The organism is Tatumella ptyseos (assembly GCF_030552895.1).
GTDB classification, from domain to species: Bacteria; Pseudomonadota; Gammaproteobacteria; order Enterobacterales; family Enterobacteriaceae; genus Rosenbergiella; species Rosenbergiella ptyseos_A.
In genome coordinates, this window is the sequence record NZ_CP130649.1 from 1,943,305 (window position 1) to 1,962,795 (window position 19,491).

General features: G+C 44.8%; 13 protein-coding genes. 8 read left to right on the forward strand and 5 right to left on the reverse strand.

The window, feature by feature from the left end; genetic code table 11:
• The first annotated feature begins 1 nt into the window (after position 1).
• Both rcsD and rcsB read left to right on the forward strand, forming a co-directional pair.
• Positions 2-2,656, forward strand: a complete 2,655-nt coding sequence (gene rcsD, locus QJR74_RS09215) for a phosphotransferase RcsD (RefSeq protein ID WP_304371558.1) — start codon at positions 2-4, stop codon at positions 2,654-2,656.
• Positions 2,649-3,296 carry a response regulator transcription factor RcsB gene (gene rcsB, locus QJR74_RS09220; protein ID WP_304371559.1) on the forward strand — a complete coding sequence of 216 codons (648 nt, stop codon included), beginning with the start codon at positions 2,649-2,651 and terminating at the stop codon, positions 3,294-3,296. Before rcsD ends, rcsB begins: the two co-directional genes overlap by 8 nt.
• 30 nt (positions 3,297-3,326) lie before the next feature.
• Here the strand turns inward: rcsB and rcsC are convergent, their stop codons facing one another.
• Together rcsC and gyrA are read right to left on the reverse strand one after the other, a co-directional pair.
• A complete protein-coding gene (rcsC, locus tag QJR74_RS09225; protein WP_304371560.1) occupies positions 3,327-6,176 on the reverse strand; it encodes a two-component system sensor histidine kinase RcsC in 2,850 nt (949 codons plus the stop codon).
• Positions 6,177-6,263: 87 nt separating this feature from the next.
• A complete protein-coding gene (gene gyrA, locus QJR74_RS09230) occupies positions 6,264-8,897 on the reverse strand; it encodes a DNA topoisomerase (ATP-hydrolyzing) subunit A (RefSeq protein WP_304371561.1) in 2,634 nt (877 codons plus the stop codon).
• A gap of 170 nt (positions 8,898-9,067) precedes the next feature.
• Between gyrA and ubiG the strand changes: the two genes are divergently transcribed.
• The 4 genes from ubiG to yfaE all read left to right on the forward strand — a co-directional run bounded on the left by ubiG (position 9,068) and on the right by yfaE (position 13,909).
• On the forward strand, positions 9,068-9,799 hold the full coding sequence (ubiG, locus tag QJR74_RS09235; RefSeq protein WP_304371562.1) for a bifunctional 2-polyprenyl-6-hydroxyphenol methylase/3-demethylubiquinol 3-O-methyltransferase UbiG: 732 nt from the start codon (positions 9,068-9,070) through the stop codon (positions 9,797-9,799).
• Between the two features lie 343 nt (positions 9,800-10,142).
• Positions 10,143-12,428: a class 1a ribonucleoside-diphosphate reductase subunit alpha gene (nrdA, locus tag QJR74_RS09240; RefSeq protein WP_304371563.1), complete on the forward strand. Its 2,286-nt coding sequence runs from the start codon at positions 10,143-10,145 to the stop codon at positions 12,426-12,428.
• Positions 12,429-12,509: 81 nt separating this feature from the next.
• Positions 12,510-13,640: a class Ia ribonucleoside-diphosphate reductase subunit beta gene (gene nrdB, locus QJR74_RS09245; RefSeq protein ID WP_304371564.1), complete on the forward strand. Its 1,131-nt coding sequence runs from the start codon at positions 12,510-12,512 to the stop codon at positions 13,638-13,640.
• 47 nt (positions 13,641-13,687) lie between these two features.
• Positions 13,688-13,909 (forward strand): class I ribonucleotide reductase maintenance protein YfaE, encoded by a 222-nt coding sequence (gene yfaE, locus QJR74_RS09250; protein WP_304374010.1) that lies wholly within the window; start codon positions 13,688-13,690, stop codon positions 13,907-13,909.
• 15 nt (positions 13,910-13,924) lie between these two features.
• Here yfaE and QJR74_RS09255 read toward each other — a convergent pair whose 3' ends face one another.
• Together QJR74_RS09255 and QJR74_RS09260 are read right to left on the reverse strand one after the other, a co-directional pair.
• Positions 13,925-15,112 (reverse strand): CinA family nicotinamide mononucleotide deamidase-related protein, encoded by a 1,188-nt coding sequence (locus QJR74_RS09255; protein ID WP_304371565.1) that lies wholly within the window; start codon positions 15,110-15,112, stop codon positions 13,925-13,927.
• 19 nt (positions 15,113-15,131) lie between these two features.
• Positions 15,132-15,437, reverse strand: a complete 306-nt coding sequence (locus tag QJR74_RS09260; protein ID WP_304371566.1) for a hypothetical protein — start codon at positions 15,435-15,437, stop codon at positions 15,132-15,134.
• A gap of 252 nt (positions 15,438-15,689) precedes the next feature.
• Here QJR74_RS09260 and QJR74_RS09265 point away from each other — a divergent pair, with 252 nt between their 5' ends.
• Together QJR74_RS09265 and QJR74_RS09270 are read left to right on the forward strand one after the other, a co-directional pair.
• Complete coding sequence (locus tag QJR74_RS09265) at positions 15,690-17,348, forward strand: glucan biosynthesis protein D (protein ID WP_304371567.1); 1,659 nt, start codon at positions 15,690-15,692, stop codon at positions 17,346-17,348.
• A gap of 180 nt (positions 17,349-17,528) precedes the next feature.
• On the forward strand, positions 17,529-17,834 hold the full coding sequence (locus QJR74_RS09270) for a hypothetical protein (protein WP_304371568.1): 306 nt from the start codon (positions 17,529-17,531) through the stop codon (positions 17,832-17,834).
• A gap of 193 nt (positions 17,835-18,027) precedes the next feature.
• On the opposite strand, the gene nuoN is transcribed toward QJR74_RS09270, so the two are convergent.
• Positions 18,028-19,485, reverse strand: a complete 1,458-nt coding sequence (gene nuoN / locus QJR74_RS09275) for an NADH-quinone oxidoreductase subunit NuoN (protein WP_304371569.1) — start codon at positions 19,483-19,485, stop codon at positions 18,028-18,030.
• Positions 19,486-19,491 lie beyond the last annotated feature (6 nt).

The window sequence follows — 19,491 nt, forward strand, 5'->3', positions numbered from 1 at the left end:
TATGCTGTTTAAAATCCCTGAAATGACACCGAGAAACCTTCGTAAGCTATTAATTGTATTGCTTTCTCTATTGATTATCTCGTTTGTCAGCTTGGTTTACAGTAACAGTTCGGTAATCATTGAACAGCATGGTTCAGCACTGAGTAGTTTTACACATTCATTACAAAATCGTATCGACAAATATCGTTATATCTCTTGGCAAATTTTCGATTCCGCCACGCAGGGAACATCGGCCACCTCCCCTGGCCCAGTAAACCAGTCGACGATTCAGCCGGGGATTGTTGCGGTCAATACGTCATCTCCTAAAATCGAAACGTTGATCTTCGGTGAGCATGACCTTGCCACGCAGAATCTTGCTGCGCAAGTATCACAATATACAGAAACCCTCTGGGCTTCAGCTAAGTTAACGTGGGCGTTATATTACCTAAATGGCGAAGATAATAGCTTATCAGTAATTACTAATGGTCACTTGATCAATACACTGAACCGCTACGAAGGACGAAATATTGTTTCGTCAATTGCTGGACGCCGCAATGAAATGTTACAGCAGGCCAATACTCTGGATGAAAAAGAGAGCTTTTCAGCCTTACGTCGTAATCATCAATTTTCCAGTGGTGCATTCATCACATTACGTACAACGTTTAATCAGCCAGGACACCTAGCAACCATTCTCGCCTTCGACTTACCCTTAGACGACCTGAATAACAATTCACTAAACCTATCAGCGCTACAAATTCATAATGATGAAATGGTTTCGAAAAGGGGTAATAAAGGGAGCTATTCGCTGAATTTATCATCATTGAGTATTGATTTAAGCCGTCCGGTTGCCGGCGCGCCATTGACATTGAGTTATCGTCTACCTCTGGTAACGGTCTTCAAGGCCATGATAGATGAGATGCTTCCCGTCTACATAATATTACTATCACTGATTAGTTTAATTGCTAGCGCGTTAATTTTCGTTCGTGAAAATAAAGCTCCCGTCACGGACAAAATCGATCCTTGGGTTGAGAAACTTCAGCAATTTACTCAAGAATTAGTTCGTAATTTTCCAATGGGCTATTTGATCTATGACGCCAATCAAGAAAAAATCCTTCTTTCTAATGAAATGTCAGACCACCTTGTGCCACATTTAAACTTCAAAAAAATGGTGGATATGTCGGCTAACCCCTTTGAGCTGTTACAGGTCACCGTCAACAACGAAATCTATCAAGTCCGCCACCACACCAGTCAAGTGATAAGTCACTACCATATATTTACTTTCCGCGAGCAAAACAGAGAACAGCTGGTTAGTCAGCAATTACAAAATGCTCAAGCGGTACTTCAAAAGAACCATACCTTACGCCGTCGTTTTTTTGAACAGATTAGTAATAGCTTTAGCCACTCTATGCAGCAAGTTGATGAGGCACTTACCACGTTGACAACCTCTCACTCCTCAATGTTATCAGCTGATCTACTAAAAGGTTTAGGTACATTAAGGGGATTGATCCGAAATATTGAAACACTCAATTTAGTAGAGTCAGGTGAGTACTTCATAGAGAAAAAAAGAATCGATCTACAGCAAATTCTTGACGATGTCGTGACCGAAAACCAAGCTATCGTCACCAATAAAGCGATACTTTTAGTGGTAGATAACAGTGAGTTAATTCAACCGTTGAGGTTGGGAGATTCAACGCTCATCTTCCAGATAATTACAACAATACTGCGTTACTCAATTGAAAATACAGTATGGGGCAAAATTAAATTAAAGATTTCGCAAAGTACGGAATATGCTGATCGACTTTTGCTTGAAATTGTTGATACTGGGCCGGGGCTCACTGCACTTGAACAGGAAAATCTCGACTTTCCCTTCATTAGCGCAGTGAGTGCTGAAGTTAAAGACTATTCAACAAGCCTCGATCTTTTTTTATGTAAAAAGCTCTTAGCTTTATTTGATAGTACACTGACCATCGAATCTAAAAATCATATGGGCACGCGCTATCAACTACAATTTGTTCTACCGCAAGAAAACGATGTTGTAGAAGGTGGGGAAAAGATTCTTGACGAAGTGAGCGTGCTGGTCAGTATCGTGGCGGATGATATTCGTCATATTATTTGTCGGCAATTACTGCGCTGGGGGGCTAAGTATGAATTCCCTGAGGATCGTTATTCAGGTCAACAATGCGATCTAACAATTACCGATGACGTTGAACAACTGAGTGATTGGGGAGTCTTAGTTTCAACCAGTAGCGAATCATTGGTCAGTCATCCTCATCACCGACAAGCTAATGTCAATGTTAGCCAATCGATTCTTGATGCCATTTTGGCATTAATTGAACAACAAATTGAAGAGGATGTATCATCACAGGGAGAGGAATCTGTATCGACATCATTGTGGGAAAATGCAGAGTATTACACTATCTTTGAACAAACCGTCAAAGAAGATTTGGACAGGCTGCGCAGCGAATTGATGCAAGAGGATTATTCTGCACTGGCGCTGACAGCACATCGACTCAAAGGTGTTTTTGCCATGCTTAATCTGCAACCTGGGAAGACAACCTGTGAAGAGATTGAAATAGAAATTGAGCAACACCAAAAATTGAACATTACAAATAGTATTAGTGAATTACAAAATTATGTCGATTCACTGTTACAGCAAGGTAGCCAAAAAAATGAATAATATGAACGTAATTATCGCCGACGACCACCCTATTGTCCTCTTTGGAATCCGTAAATCTTTGGAGCAAATTGAGTGGGTGAATGTTGTAGGAGAGTTTGAAGACTCAACGACCCTTATTAACAACTTAGGCAAACTTGATGCACACGTTCTGATCACTGATCTCTCAATGCCTGGCGATAAATATGGTGACGGGATTACGTTGATAAAATACATCAAGCGCCATTACCCTGATTTATCGATCATTGTCTTAACGATGAATAATAATCCAGCAATTTTAGGGTCTGTACTGGATCTTGATATCGAGGGGATTGTTCTTAAGCAGGGAGCTCCAACCGATCTTCCTAAGGCACTGGCTGCTTTACAAAAAGGCAAAAAGTACACGCCTGACTCTGTCGCCCGTCTCTTAGAGAAAATCAGCGCAGGCGGTTACGGTGATAAACGTCTTTCACCAAAAGAAAGTGAAGTGTTGCGTCTGTTTGCAGAGGGCTTCTTAGTTACCGAGATCGCACGGAAACTTAATCGCAGTATTAAAACGATTAGCAGCCAAAAGAAATCAGCAATGATGAAGTTAGGGGTTGATAATGATATCGCGTTACTCAACTACCTCTCTTCCGTCAGTAATTCCAGTATAGAAGAGTAATTTTATAGAGAGTAGAGGCAAGCTAGTCCTCTACTCTTTATTCGCTTTAGACAAGTACCTTCCAAGAGCCTGATGCAACTCTTCAAGAGTAATAGGCTTAGAAAGACAATCGTCCATCCCCGCCTCCTTACACTGCTGTTGCTCTTTTACTAAAGCGTTGGCCGTCAACCCTATAATTGGATAGTTCTTTCCTTCATTACGTAATTGACGTGCCAGACCATAGCCATCCAAATTAGGCATATTGATATCCGTAAGGACGAGATCAATATCGCCGACTTTAAGCACCTCAATTGCATCGAGCCCATCCTTGGCAGTCCGCGTTCGATATCCCAGCGTTGTCAATTGTTCACTTAGCAATAATCGGTTAATGGGGTGATCATCGACGACCAACACCAGATAACCGGACTGATCGTCGAGCGGTGGTAATATTCCCTGCGATGTAATGTGAACCGGTTGTGGGATACTTTCTAAAATGGTTGTTAAGAGCATTGGTAGTTCATAAGCTTTTGCGGTCGAAGTGAGCCAATACCCCTCCTTAGTTCGGAGTGGTTTATCATTGTGTAATGCAGAGAATACTACCCATTCTTGATTTTTTTGCCGATAGGACAATGATTTCAGATTATCTGCAATGACTATATCTGCATTTTGCTCCGCTGCCGGGAGTTGATGCAATACCTCGAGCCCCAAGGAACGTAACCGACGAGCGACATAGGCAGAGAAATAGTGATTATCGACTAATACTACTGCCGTTCTGCCACATAACTGTTCCGGAATTTCTTGAAAACTTGCCTGCCAAATAGGGAGCCTTAAGGTAAATTCACTACCGATATCCAGTTCAGATAGTACGGAAATGTCACCATCCATCATATTGATCAATTTTTCACAAATCGCAAGGCCCAGACCTGTTCCTTGGAAACTACGCTGTGCTTTCCCTTCGACTTGGAAAAAGGGATCAAACAATTGTTGGACATCACGTTGCCGAATACCAATACCGGTATCTCTTATCCTGATATGTAAATAACCTTGCTCACACCAAAGGTGCAGTAAAATACCACCGGTATGAGTGAATTTGATGGCGTTACTTAGTATATTAGAGATAACTTGCTGTAAGCGAATTGGATCTCCAAACATCGTCTGCGGGACGTCTGCTTCAATCATACACCAAAGCGTTAATCGTTTACGGACAACCAAAGGTAGATAATTCATCTGCACATGAGAGAGCACTTCACTTGGTGAGAAGCTTACCGGCGTAATTTTAAGTTGCTCAGACTCAATCTTAGAAAAATCTAAAATATCATTAATAATTTTTAGTAAGAGTCCGGAAGAGTTATTCATACCCCGTACTAAACTGCTAATACTTTCCGGTAGTTCACGGGTTTGTAATAAGTCTAAATTACCAATTATGCCGTAAAGTGGCGTGCGTAATTCGTGACTCACGGTTGCCAAGAACATAGACTTGGATTGGCTCGCCTGCTCTGCACTATCAGCAATTTCTTGTAACGACTTTTCCATTAGTACCCGTGCACTCACATCGATAAGTACACAAATGGCCACATCTTCATTACGATAACGGCTATGGACAAAACTTAATTGTAGATTCGTTTTCGAGGCGGTTAGCACATCCATGAAGTTCACTTCTTGGCCTCTGATAATCTCGCCGATTCTCACCCTATCTTCAGGAGTTAAGACGTTCAAATAGTTATGCGCAAGCTCATTACTTAATATATTACTGCCATCGCTAGTACGCAAAATGCAGATGCCTACCGGGGCAGAGGCTACAATTTTACGGTTGAACTGTTCATGCTCTTCAAGGCGTAGTGCATTGTTGAAAGCTGGTACAAACATTCGCTTTTCAAACATCAACGTCAAACAGATTAAAAATAACCCTGTAAATAAATTCAATAACAGAGTATTGAGTAACATGAGTCGCATCTGATCAAAAATAATGCTGGTAGGAACCAGATAGACCATGTTGAAAGGTCCTGGGCTTAGACTATTTTTCAATGCGAGATAGCGGTAGTTATCGACATACCCGAACCACTGTTTACTACTCGGTAACGACGCGATAACGGGTTGTAATGACCAATCATTGTTGGCGAGCAATAATCGATTATTGCGGTCCGTAACGAAAGACTCCACCGGAATATTGCCTATCAATAGCCCATCGTCAAGCCGCAGATTTTGTTCAACGACGATCTCCGCAATTCGTTGATTTCCAGAATAGATGGGCATACTCATAAAAGTGCTACCAGTGGCCCGCGCGGACCCACTCGCTATCCAGTAGAGTGGATTACGTAAGGCTTCGTCGTTAGCACTTTGAAAGACGAGTTGGTGATCTCGTAAAATGGTTTTACTCCCCGCTTGACCCAAACTGCTCTCGTTAAAGGTAAAGTTACCGGCGCAACTGCTCTGCTGGTCAACGAGATAAATATTACTGAGTTCATAGGTCGAAGCATACTGAGTATTCAGTACATGCAAGTATTGACTGAGTGTAGTCAGTACATTTTGCCAAGGGGAAAATACCTGCTGGCAGTTTGCACCGGCTGAAAGAGCGAAAACCTCGGCAGTATTGGTAGCGGGTGCGGGAGTTGCTACCGTCGATAACGCTTGCTCATCCTCTGGGAGAATTGGCCTATTAAGTTGGTTTTCAGCAACATATTTGAGTCCGCGCGTCGCTTCAGCAAGGTGCGAGATATGCGATTGTATAGACGAGAATGAACCAAATAACTGTTCCCGAAGGCGGTTCTCTTTTTGGTGCAATACCTGTGTCAGGGTAAAAAGAGAGACTAAAATGCCTACTAGCCAGATAGTCACGGCTAGCCCGCGAAAAAGATAACGTGAAACGCGTAATGCGGTTCTAAATGAGACTAAATATTTCACGTTTAAGCGCTCTCATTGACATAATAGGCCATGGCAGGATTAAAAAAGGCATCTTACGATGCCTTTTTTATTTATGGGGCGAGTTTATCACTCATCATCGATAACTTCATCGTCCTCGTTATCGACTTCAGGGGGTAAACTGTCTTCGCCTTCAGGAACAGAACCATCAATTGCGTCGAGTTCCTCTTCTGCAACAGGTTCAGCGACACGTTGTAACCCAACGACTTTCTCATCGTCGGCAGTGCGAATCAGGATAACACCTTGGGTGTTACGACCCACAATACTGACTTCCGAGACACGGGTTCTGACTAAAGTTCCTGCATCGGTGATCATCATGATCTGGTCACTATCAACAACTTGTACCGCACCAATCACCGGACCATTACGCTCAGTCACTTTAATCGAAATAACCCCTTGGGTTGCCCGCGACTTTGTTGGATATTCTTGCGTTGCGGTACGCTTACCAAAACCGTTTTCCGTCACGGTCATGATCGCTCCTTCTGCATCAGGAATAATCAATGAAACGACTTGATCTTCTGGTGCTAATTTAATACCACGAACACCTGCTGCGGTACGGCCCATCGTTCTAACTGCTTGCTCAGAGAAACGAACGACTTTACCGGCAGCCGAGAATAACATCGCCTCATCTTCGCCTTTAGTTAAGGCAACGCCGATCAACGAGTCATCATCACGCAGGTTAATCGCAATGATCCCCGCACTTCTTGGACGGCTAAAGTCAGTCAGTGCCGTTTTCTTCACGGTACCGCTCGCCGTTGCCATAAAGACGTTGACCCCTTCTGCGTACTCTTTTACCGGCAGAATCGCGGTGATCCGCTCGTTAGCCTCAAGTGGCAGTAGGTTGACGATCGGACGGCCCCGTGCGCCACGACTTGCCTCAGGTAACTGATAAACCTTCATCCAGTAAAGGCGTCCTCGTGAAGAGAAGCAGAGGATCGTATCGTGAGTGTTAGCCACCAGCAATCGATCAATAAAGTCTTCGTCTTTAATACGTGCTGCCGACTTACCTTTACCACCACGGCGTTGCGCTTCGTAGTCTGATAACGGTTGATATTTGACATAACCTTGATGCGATAAGGTGACCACGACATCTTCTTGGTTAATCAAATCTTCGATATTAATATCAGCGCTGTTTGCGGTAATTTCAGTACGACGTTCGTCACCAAACTGTTCGCGTACGGCTTCCAGCTCTTCACGAATCACTTCCATTAGTCGCTCACCGCTACCGAGGATATGCAGAAGCTCGGCAATCTCTTCAAGTAACGCTTTGTACTCATCCAGCAGTTTTTCGTGCTCAAGACCAGTCAGCTTTTGTAGGCGCAAGTCAAGGATAGCTTGAGCTTGTTGCTCGGTGAGGAAATAAGTATCTCCACGAATACCGTACTGCTCTTCTAACCACTCCGGACGCGCTGCATCGTTGCCTGCTTTTTCAAGCATTGCGGCAACGTTACCTAATGCCCAGCCTTGCGCGATAAGGCCTGCTTTTGCTTCAGCAGGTGTTGGCGCACGACGGATTAGCTCGATGATCGGATCGATATTCGCTAGCGCTATCGCTAAGCCTTCTAAGATGTGCGCACGGTCACGCGCTTTACGCAGTTCAAAAATGGTTCTGCGGGTCACCACTTCACGGCGGTGACGGACGAAGGCTTCGAGAATATCCTTCAGCGGCATGATTTTAGGTTGGCCTTGGTGCAAGGCAACCATATTGATACCGAACGAGGTCTGTAATTGCGTCAGCGAGTAAAGGTTATTTAAAACCACTTCACCTACGGCATCGCGTTTGATCTCGATAACGATACGCATACCGTCTTTATCAGATTCGTCACGCAGTGCGCTAATCCCTTCGATCCGCTTGTCTTTAACTAACTCCGCGATTTTCTCAATTAAACGCGCTTTGTTAACTTGATAAGGGATCTCGTGGATAACAATCGTTTCGCGGCCAGTTTTGGCATCAGCCTGCACTTCACCCCGGGCACGAATGTAAATTTTACCACGACCAGTGCGGTAAGCTTCTTCAATACCACGACGTCCATTAATAATCGCAGCGGTCGGGAAGTCAGGTCCTGGAATATGTTCCATTAAGGCTTCTAAGGAGATGTCGTTATCATCAATATAAGCCAAGGTACCGTTAATCACTTCCGTCATGTTATGGGGCGGAATATTGGTCGCCATACCGACAGCGATACCCGATGACCCATTCACTAATAGGTTAGGGACACGTGTAGGTAAAACATCAGGGATTTGTTCATTCCCATCATAGTTAGGAACAAAGTCTACGGTCTCTTTTTCGAGATCGGCGAGTAATTCATGGGTAATTTTCGCCATGCGCACTTCGGTATAACGCATCGCAGCAGCAGAGTCACCATCGATTGACCCAAAGTTACCTTGGCCATCGACCAACATATAACGTAGGGAGAATGGTTGCGCCATACGAACTATCGCATCATAGACTGCAGAATCACCGTGTGGATGATATTTACCGATAACGTCACCGACGACACGGGCAGATTTTTTGTATGGTTTATTCCAGTCGTTACTTAATTCGTTCATCGCGAATAGCACGCGACGGTGAACAGGCTTCAATCCATCACGGACATCAGGTAACGCGCGGCCAACAATGACCGACATGGCATAATCAAGGTAAGAGGTTTTTAGCTCTTCCTCGATATTAACCGGTGTGATTTCTCTTGCAAGGTCGCTCATGGAGCCGCTATCCCTCTAGAATATTACCTAATATAAAGAACGGAATCATAACACATTTCACCCGTCAGGTGCACCTCTCAACAGCACTTACTCCACTTATCGTAATCCTTAGGTGATGAAGTGCGTTGAAGCGTTTATACTGAGCTGACATATCTTAGGAGTAAGTGTCGATGAGTGACCAATTTGAAGTCGAAAAACAGAACGTTGACCAACAAGAAATTGCCAAATTTGAAGCGGTTGCGAGTCGTTGGTGGGACCTAGAAGGTGAGTTTAAGCCACTTCATCGTATTAACCCTTTACGTCTGGGATACATTTCCCAGCAATGCCAAGGATTGTACGGTAAGAAAGTCTTAGATGTTGGCTGCGGTGGCGGCATCTTAGCCGAAAGTATGGCAAAAGAAGGCGCTGACGTAGTAGGCCTTGATATGGGGGCTGAACCCCTCGCTGTGGCAAGGCTGCACGCTTTAGAAAGTCAAGTCACTATCGACTATGTTCAACAGACCGTAGAGGCACATGCCGATCAGTACGCCGGGCACTACGATGTGGTCACTTGTATGGAGATGCTTGAGCACGTTCCAGATCCGCGTTCTGTCGTTCTAGCTTGTGCCCGATTAGTTAAACCAGGCGGTGAAGTCTTTTTCTCAACGATCAACCGTAACCCTAAAGCATGGCTCATGGCAATTTTCGGTGCGGAATATGTCTTACGTATGGTCCCTAAAGGTACCCATGACATCAAAAAATGCATTCGTCCATCCGAATTATTAGGCTGGGTAGATGAAACCCCACTAAAAGAGCGCGATATGACTGGTTTACATTATAACCCTTTCACAAACCGTTTCTCATTAGGCGGTAATGTTGATGTTAACTATATGATCCATACGCACTTCCCACTTCCTCGCTAAATGTCCTTTCCCTTCCTTTGATAGGAAGGGAAATCGTCGCGCGAATAATCAATTTGACTGAATTACAATCATACGAATAAAGCATGAAAAAAAAGCCTGAGTTTATTGACAAGGCGCACTCCCTTTACCCACGCGGTTTTCGAAAAAAACAAGCTATTCTTAGTATAAATTTATACTTGTATAGTGATTAATTCTCACTACAATAAAACACTATATTGTTACCTCATCAGCAGCAAGACACTACATGTAGTGTTTATCCACAGTCTTATTCACAAATACGACTGTGCATAACTTTGTTGATAGGTAGCGTCCTAAGCCTTCCGTAACAATAGGAAAATCCTGCATGAATCAGAGTCTGCTCGTGACTAAACGCAATGGCCAGCAAGAACGTATCAACTTGGATAAGATACATCGAGTACTTGATTGGGCTGCTGAGGGATTAAACAATGTCTCCGTTTCACAAGTTGAACTACGCTCTCATATCCAGTTTTATGATGGCATCAAGACCTCTGATATTCATGAAACTATCATCAAAGCGGCAGCGGATCTGATTTCGCGTGATGCACCAGACTATCAATACTTAGCCGCCCGCCTGGCTATTTTCCATCTGCGTAAAAAAGCCTACGGTCAATTTGAACCCCCGGTTTTACTCGACCATGTCAAAAAGATGGTTGGGCTAGGTAAATACGATGCTCACCTGCTGAACGATTACACTGAAGAAGAGTTCGCTGAACTCGACAGCTACATTGATCACTGGCGTGATATGAATTTCTCTTATGCCGCAGTGAAGCAGTTGGAAGGGAAATATTTAGTTCAAAACCGTGTCACTGGTGATATCTACGAGAGTGCACAGTTTTTATATATCTTGGTCGCAGCCTGCCTGTTCTCTGCTTATCCGAAAGAGACTCGACTGGATTATATCCGCCGTTTCTATGACGCCGTATCGACCTTTAAAATTTCCTTACCTACGCCAATTATGGCTGGGGTACGTACGCCGACTCGCCAGTTCAGCTCCTGTGTGCTTATCGAGTGTGGCGATAGCTTGGACTCTATTAATGCAACCTCTAGCGCTATCGTTAAGTACGTCTCACAACGTGCAGGGATCGGTATCAACGCGGGCAGAATTCGTGCATTAGGTAGCCCTATCCGCGGTGGCGAAGCATTCCATACCGGTTGCATCCCTTTCTACAAACATTTCCAAACAGCCGTAAAATCCTGTTCACAAGGTGGAGTACGTGGCGGTGCCGCAACGCTCTTCTACCCAATGTGGCATTTGGAAATCGAAAGCTTATTAGTACTTAAGAACAACCGTGGTGTTGAAGGTAACCGTGTACGCCATCTTGATTACGGTGTACAGATCAATAAATTGATGTACCAACGCCTAGTAAAAGGCGGGGATATTACCCTATTCAGCCCATCGGACGTTCCAGGTTTATACGACGCCTTCTTCGCTGACCAAGCTGAATTCGAACGTCTTTATACTCAATACGAAGCAGACGAGACCATTCGTAAACAAAAAATCAAAGCCGTCGATCTATTTGCTTTGATGATGCAAGAACGTGCTTCAACCGGCCGTATCTATATTCAAAACGTTGACCATTGCAATACCCATAGCCCATTTGATCCGGCGGTGGCCCCTGTACGTCAGTCGAATCTCTGTTTAGAGATCGCACTGCCTACTAAGCCGTTAAACGATATCAATGATGAGAATGGCGAAATTGCGTTGTGTACGCTATCTGCTTTCAACTTAGGTGCGATTAACGATCTGAGTGAACTGGAAGAATTAGCCACCCTCGCCGTGCGTGCACTGGATGCCCTACTCGATTACCAAGATTACCCGCTGATTGCTGCAGAACGCGGCGCGATGGGTCGTCGTACACTGGGTATCGGCGTGATTAACTTTGCTTACTACTTAGCGAAACACGGTAAGCGCTATTCTGATGGTTCTGCTAATAACTTGACGCATAAAACCTTTGAAGCCATTCAATATTACCTTTTGAAAGCCTCAAACCAATTAGCGAAAGAAGCAGGTGCTTGCCCGTGGTTCAACGATACCACCTATGCTGCAGGAATCTTACCGATCGATACCTATAAAAAGGATTTGGACGCGATCAGTAACGAGCCTCTGCATTTAGATTGGGAAAGCTTGCGTGAAGAGATTAAGACGCATGGCTTACGTAACTCAACGCTCTCCGCATTGATGCCATCAGAAACCTCCTCGCAGATTTCTAATGCAACCAATGGTATTGAGCCTCCACGCGGCTATGTCAGTATCAAGGCGTCGAAAGACGGTATCCTACGCCAAGTCGTTCCAGAGTATGAACGTTTACAAGACCAGTATGAGCTGCTGTGGGAAATGCCTTCTAACGATGGTTATTTACAACTAGTTGGGATTATGCAGAAGTTTGTCGATCAAGCAATCTCATCCAATACTAACTACGACCCAACTCGTTATACCGGTGGGAAAGTCCCGATGCAGCAGCTGTTAAAAGATTTGCTAACTGCGTACAAATTTGGGGTTAAGACACTTTACTATCAAAACACCCGTGACGGTGCCGAAGACTCCCAAGAAGATCTGTTACCTGAAGCGGAAGACGATGGCTGTGCAGGCGGAGCATGTAAGATCTAATTACTGAACCGACTTTAGGTAAGCAGGCAACGTCCTGCTTACCTTCAACATTTTCTTATTTGCTAAAATTGGGATACCTCGATGGCTTACACCACTTTCTCACAAAACAAAAATGATCAACTCAAAGAACCTATGTTCTTTGGTCAACCCGTCAACGTTGCACGCTATGACCAACAAAAATATGAAATTTTTGAAAAACTGATCGAAAAACAACTCTCCTTCTTTTGGCGTCCAGAAGAAGTTGATGTTTCACGCGATCGGATCGATTTTCAAAAACTTCCTGAACACGAACGTCATATATTTCTCAGCAACTTAAAATATCAAACATTGTTAGATTCGATTCAAGGACGTAGTCCGAACGTCGCGTTATTACCGTTAATCTCTATTCCTGAACTGGAAACTTGGGTTGAAACTTGGGCATTCTCTGAGACGATTCACTCGCGCTCTTACACCCACATTATTCGTAATATCGTCAACGATCCGGCACTCGTCTTCGATGATATCGTGACCAATGACCAGATCCTACGTCGTGCTGAAGATATTTCTAAGTACTACGACGACCTGATTGAAATGACCAACTATTGGCATTTATTAGGTGAAGGAAGCCATCAAGTCGAGGGCAAAACTGTTACCGTTTCACTACGTGAGCTGAAGAAACAACTCTACCTTTGCTTAATGAGTGTAAATGCCCTCGAGGCGATTCGCTTCTACGTAAGCTTTGCGTGTTCGTTCGCGTTTGCCGAGCGTGAACTGATGGAAGGGAACGCGAAAATTATCCGTCTCATTGCTCGAGATGAAGCCCTGCACCTAACGGGGACGCAACATATGCTGAATCTTCTTCGCAGCGGTGAAGATGATCCGGAAATGAAAGAGATCGCTGCTGAGTGTGAGCAAGAGTGTTTTGAACTGTTTAAGAAAGCTGCTGAGCAAGAGAAGGAGTGGGCAGAATACCTATTCCGTGATGGTTCCATGATCGGTATGAATAAAGATATTCTCTGCCAGTACATCGAATATATTACCAACATTCGTATGCATGCAGTGGGTCTTGAATTACCGTTCAAAACGCGCTCTAACCCAATTCCTTGGATTAACTCTTGGTTAGTCTCCGATAACGTGCAAGTGGCTCCACAAGAAGTTGAAGTAAGTTCTTATCTTGTCGGCCAGATTGATAGCGTTGTCGATACTGATGGTTTCAACGACTTCGAACTGTAATTATGGCGACTAAACCCGCGCGCATAACATTAAGTCATTCTGGAAAGATGGTGGAGCCAGAGCTCCATCACTCCAGCCTGCTGCAAACCTTAGAGCATCATCAACTGAACGTCGAATATCAGTGCCGCGAGGGTTACTGCGGATCTTGTCGGGTGAAGTTATGTAAGGGGCAAGTTTGTTATGCAAACCAGCCCTTAGCATTTATTCAGCAGGGGGAAATTTTACCCTGCTGTTGCCAACCCGATGGCGATATTGAGATCGAACTTTAGGTTATCGACGACGATTTACTTCAGAACAGGATCCAACCCTTGATAGATCAGGGTTACAGGTTGTGATGTTAACCAGCGATGGAGTAAATACATGGCCTGCAAGACTAAGACCTCTTGTAAACGTTGAGGTACGTTCAGTAAGGCTTCAGAAATTATCGCGTGAAAAGAGTAGGATTGCTGGGGAGTAACGAGTAACAAACCTACTTCACGGTCCTTTATCATAGGGCTTATCGCCAAGAATAGCGCCTGGTCCGCCAGCTTAGCAGTCATTTGTGTCGCCCAACTCTGAAAATCAACTTTTTCATTATTCGCCTGAATACTTGCCCCGATGAGTGGAACGCCCCCCTTCGCTAATGTCCAATTCAGTAATCCGGCTGAGATCCCTTCACTTAATTGCAACGGGTAATAGTGTGGGCCCATCAATGTTGCGATTTCTGCCGCGAAGCCTCCCTTACCTTCGAAGAGGACAAAGTCCTTAACTCTTAACTTAATCTCTTGCCAACAATTTTCCATTTCGACTTGTTGACGCTGATTACCGCTAAGTTTTATTTCCACAATAGGAGCGGCTGCACGATAGCCTAAGGTTGTGTTGGCGGGCAAGGTGATATCATTGAGCATGGCGGCAATAGCGCTTTCACCACGACCAAAAGTGGTCAATCGTAAGCAGGTTAATTTTCTAGGCGTAGGGAAGTAGTGAAGAAGTCTTGGTAATACCTGTTCGGTGATCATTAATTTAAATTCAGCAGGTGGCCCAGGAGTGAAAAAGATTTGGCAATCATTTAACTCGAGGCGAAAGCCGCAGGCAGTCCCGTTACCATTCGGTAGCATTTCCGCTGATTCAGGGATATCAGCTTGCTTAAGATTGATCGCCGCCATCTCCCGTCCCCTACGGGCAAAGAAGGTCTCTATTTCTTGCAACCATTGCGGGTTACGCACTAGTTCGACACCAGCCGCTTGCGCGGCCGCTTGTGCGGTAAAATCATCGCTGGTCGGTCCTAGCCCGCCGTTCACGATCAACACATCGGCAACTTGGCTACGTTGCTGAAGCGTTTCCACCAACGTTGCTAAGCAATCTCCAGAGGTTGTACGAAACGTCATCGCATAACCCGCCTCGTAAAACGTACTGGCAAGCCAGACGGCGTTGGTATCGACAATTTCACCATGTAGTACTTCGTCGCCCGTGGACAACATTTCGACCTTCATTGATCCAACCCCATATTATCTAACGTTTGGCTGAAACAATACCGCAAATCATGCCAGCTGCCCATCCTAATGCGAGTGAACGCCATGGACATTCGGTGACGAATTGATTGATGCCTTTCACTCTTCGGCGACTTTTTGCAATAAGCCCTTCTTTACTGGACTCGAGAGACTCACGCGCTTGGTCGAGCGCCTGCTCTGCTTTAGCTTTTAAACCAAGATAGTAGGTATCCGTTAGGTCAACTTCCGCTGCCAATAACGCCTCAACACTTTCAGCTAGCGCAGATAATTGCTGTTGTAGATGTTCCTGTTGATGCTTCTTAGACATAGAATCTCCTCATCAGATTAAGTAAGTGAATGACCGACAACGAATTGCACGCTTTTTATTTATCGGTGCTACGCTTTATTAATCTTAGCACACGCTGCTTATCCCTTAATTTTATGCAAGAATATCGATTAACAGGATTACTCTTAAAAGCAGTAGTAAAACGAATTTTAAGCACGTTATAGTATCTGAAATACTCTATCGCGGAGGATACCTTCCTCCATTCTTTCATAGCGCTAAGGAAATGTTTTTGGCATGAATCGTAGAAAGTTTGTTAAAGCCTCAGTTGCATTATCCACGTTAGGTGGCCTTTCTGGGATCTCAGGATTGTTATCAAATCAGGTGTGGGCAGCGGATGGGATTGCCGATGGCACAGCAAAACAATTTAGCTTTGATAAGTTGAAAGCACATGCTAAACAACTCGCCAGCACTGCTTGGTCCGGCGCGCCCGGCCCACTCCCTGCTACCCTAGCCAATCTCACCCCGCAGGCCTATAACAGTATTCAATATGACGCGAAACATTCGTTATGGGCTAATGTCCCACATCGACAGTTGGACGTGCAATTTTTCCACGTCGGGATGGGATTTAAACGTCGTATTAGAATGTTCTCCATTGATACCGCCAGCCAAGATGCGCGGGAGATCCATTTTCGGCCAGAACTTTTCAATTATCATGACGCCAATGTTGATGTAAAACAGTTACAAGGGAAAACTGATTTAGGTTTTGCTGGATTCCGAGCATTTAAAGCTCCTGAACTAGCCCGTCGAGATATCGTGGCATTTTTAGGCGCCAGTTACTTCCGGGCGGTGGATGATACCTTCCAATATGGACTCTCTGCACGAGGCGTAGCGGTAAATACCCTGACTCAACACGAAGAGTTCCCTGATTTTACCGCATTCTGGTTTGAGACTCCGAAAGCCGATGCTACCACTTTCGTAGTGTACGCTCTATTGGATGGCGCTAGCCTAACCGGCGCTTACAAATTCACCATTGCGTGCGAAGATAAACGTACCGTAATGAAAATTGAAAATAGCCTTTATGCGCGTAAGGATATCGAACAGTTAGGTATCGCTCCGATGACAAGTATGTTTAGTTGCGGCACTAACGAGCGTAGAATGTGTAACACCTATCATCCTCAAATTCATGACTCTGATCGTCTCGCAATGTGGACAGGTAAAGGCGAGTGGATTTGCCGGCCGCTAAATAATCCACGCCAGTTATCTTTTAACGACTTCACAGACGAAAATCCCAAAGGTTTTGGGTTATTACAGCTCAATCATGACTTTAACGATTATCAAGATGTTATCGGCTGGTATGACAAACGACCGAGTCTGTGGGTAGAACCGATTGGTAGTTGGGGTAAAGGTGCCATTAACCTAATGGAGATTCCAACGACCGGAGAAACACTCGACAACGTGGTTTGCTTCTGGCAACCCGCTGCCGCGATTAAAGCGGGAACTGAAGTTGATTTTTCTTATAATCTCTATTGGAGCGCCCTACCACCTGTTGAGAGTCATCTATCCCGTGTGGTCGCTACGCGTACTGGTATGGGTGGATTCCCGGAAGGCTGGGCACCGGGCGAGCACTTCCCTGACACTTGGTGTCGTCGTTTTGCTGTCGACTTTACTGGCGCCGAATTAAAAGACGCTGCACCAAAAGGGATTGAACCGGTGATCACCGTCTCCTCCGGCACCTTTAAGCAGGTTGAAATCCTGTATGTCGAACCTACCAATACTTATCGTATTCTGTTTGATTGGTATCCAAATAGTGATAGCACCACGCCAGTTAACATGCGTATGTTCCTACGGACTAAGGATCAAACGCTCTCTGAAACATGGTTATATCAATACTTCCCACCAGCGGCCGATCAACGTAAATATGTTGATGACCGTAAGATGACGGCAGGTAATTAATCCCCCTCCCCGAATCACAAACTCAGTGATTCGGGCAACTTTTCTCTCTCATGACTTCCGCTTTGATGCCCTTCGCCAGCCACAAGTATTTGCTATAGTAAAAATAGGCAAGCTTCGAAATTATCACCTACTATTATTTTACTCTCGCTCAATTTTTTACTATAACAAAAGGAAATCGCTATGCGTAAAGCTGGTTTATTGATTATTGGGGTGTTAGTGAGTGGTTCGGCTATGGCAAACATGGCTGCTGGTCAGTCAGAAGGCGAACAAATTGCCGGCGTATGTACTCATATTAAATTGAATGCACACCCTATCGCTGAAAGTGATGCTAATACCATGAACGTCGGTAACGAAGTGCGTTTAGCCTTCAACCATGTATTGAAAAATAATCCACAGTTAGCACAAAATCCGTCCGATGAAAAAATCGACCAGTGTAAACAATTAGTGGGCCAATCCCTCCATCACTTGAAGAATAAATCCATCTAATACCTCTCCCACAGCCTGGTGCAGCCGGGCTGTCCCTCTACATCGATTTTTCCTTATTTTATAGCATTAAAAAGTAGCGATTAACTCTCGCAAGCGGCGTGCTACGTTCAGAGGAAAGGTGTTATAAGGGGAAGAAAAGAGTGTAGATCAAGCACCTACTCGGCCCGAGGGCTTTTCGGTGCAAAACAAAACCTTATAATAGCGGTTGAGCCATTTGAACTAAGGTAATTAAGGGTTGAGGATAGAAGCCAGCAATAATGATCACTACGGCAGAGAGTAGTACAACAATCCCCCCAGCAGTATAAGCCCAATTATTATTGGTATCGCGACTACGTTGTTCTGGCCCTTTCAAGAACAAGCTGACTGTCACCCGTAAGTAATAATAGAGACCAATTGCGCTCCCCACGACTACCGCTGCAGTGAGCCACCACAGCTGAGCCTGAACACCGTTCGCTAACAAATAAAATTTACCGATAAAGCCGAAGGTCGACGGGATCCCTGCTAAAGAGAGCATCGAAACTGCCATCACACTCGCCAGTACTGGGCGCTGCCAGAATAATCCACGGTATGAGTACAGTGAATCGGTATCGCTACCATTGGTCGGTGAAGACATTAGGCTTATCACACCGAAGGCAATCAAACTGCTGAACAGATAGCCAATCAGGTAAATCCCTGTCGCTTCCAAGGAGAGTTGGTGCGATGGTGTTGCAATCAAGGCAATCAATAAATAGCCGAGATGCGCAATCGATGAATACCCCATTAAGCGCTTGATATTACTTTGCGAAATCGCCATCAAGTTACCCACTAGCATGGAGGCTAAGGCAATCACAATCAGTACGACTCGAATCGATTCATTATCGGCGACTGGGATGGAGACAAACAAACGAATCAATACCGCAAAGATCCCAATTTTACTGGCTGTGGCCAAGAAAGCTGAAACCGGCGCAGGAGCACCTTGATACACATCAGGGGTCCATAAATGAAACGGCACCAAGGACAATTTAAAACCTAACCCGATAATTAATAGACCAAAACCGGTTATCAATAACGGTTGCTCAACGACGCCATCCGCTAGGGCTTTTGCCAAGGCTGGGAAGCCAAGGCTACCGCTCGCTGCATAGATCAGTGCGATACCGAATAGCATAAACGATGAAGCTGCCGCGGACAGGATCATATACTTAAGCGCCGCTTCCAATGACCGTTTTTGTTGGAAGGCATAACCGACTAAACCAAATAACGGCAACGATAGCAATTCTACGCCAATGAACAGTGAAGCGAAGTGATCCGCGTACGCCAAGACAATTCCACCAAGGCCCGCAATCAAGACTAATAGATAAAATTCATCTTTATGGTCGCTATAATGCTCGAGCCAACGATAGGCAAAAGTACAGGTAGCCAAACTCGCTAAGATCACTAATCCACTGTAGAAGAAAGCGTAATGGTCAGACCTTAATAAATCCGTAACAGTCGTCACCGATTGATGCGCTGGGATCCAGATGGAAAATAGCGCAAGGTTAAGCCCAATCACCGTTAGCGTTGCATTGAGAAAATGATTGCGACGCCAAGCAATGGAGAGCATCACCACTACCACAGTCAATCCAACGATTAACATTGGTAGCAGCGAGATCAATTGTTGAGAAGTTATTGTCATGGCGGA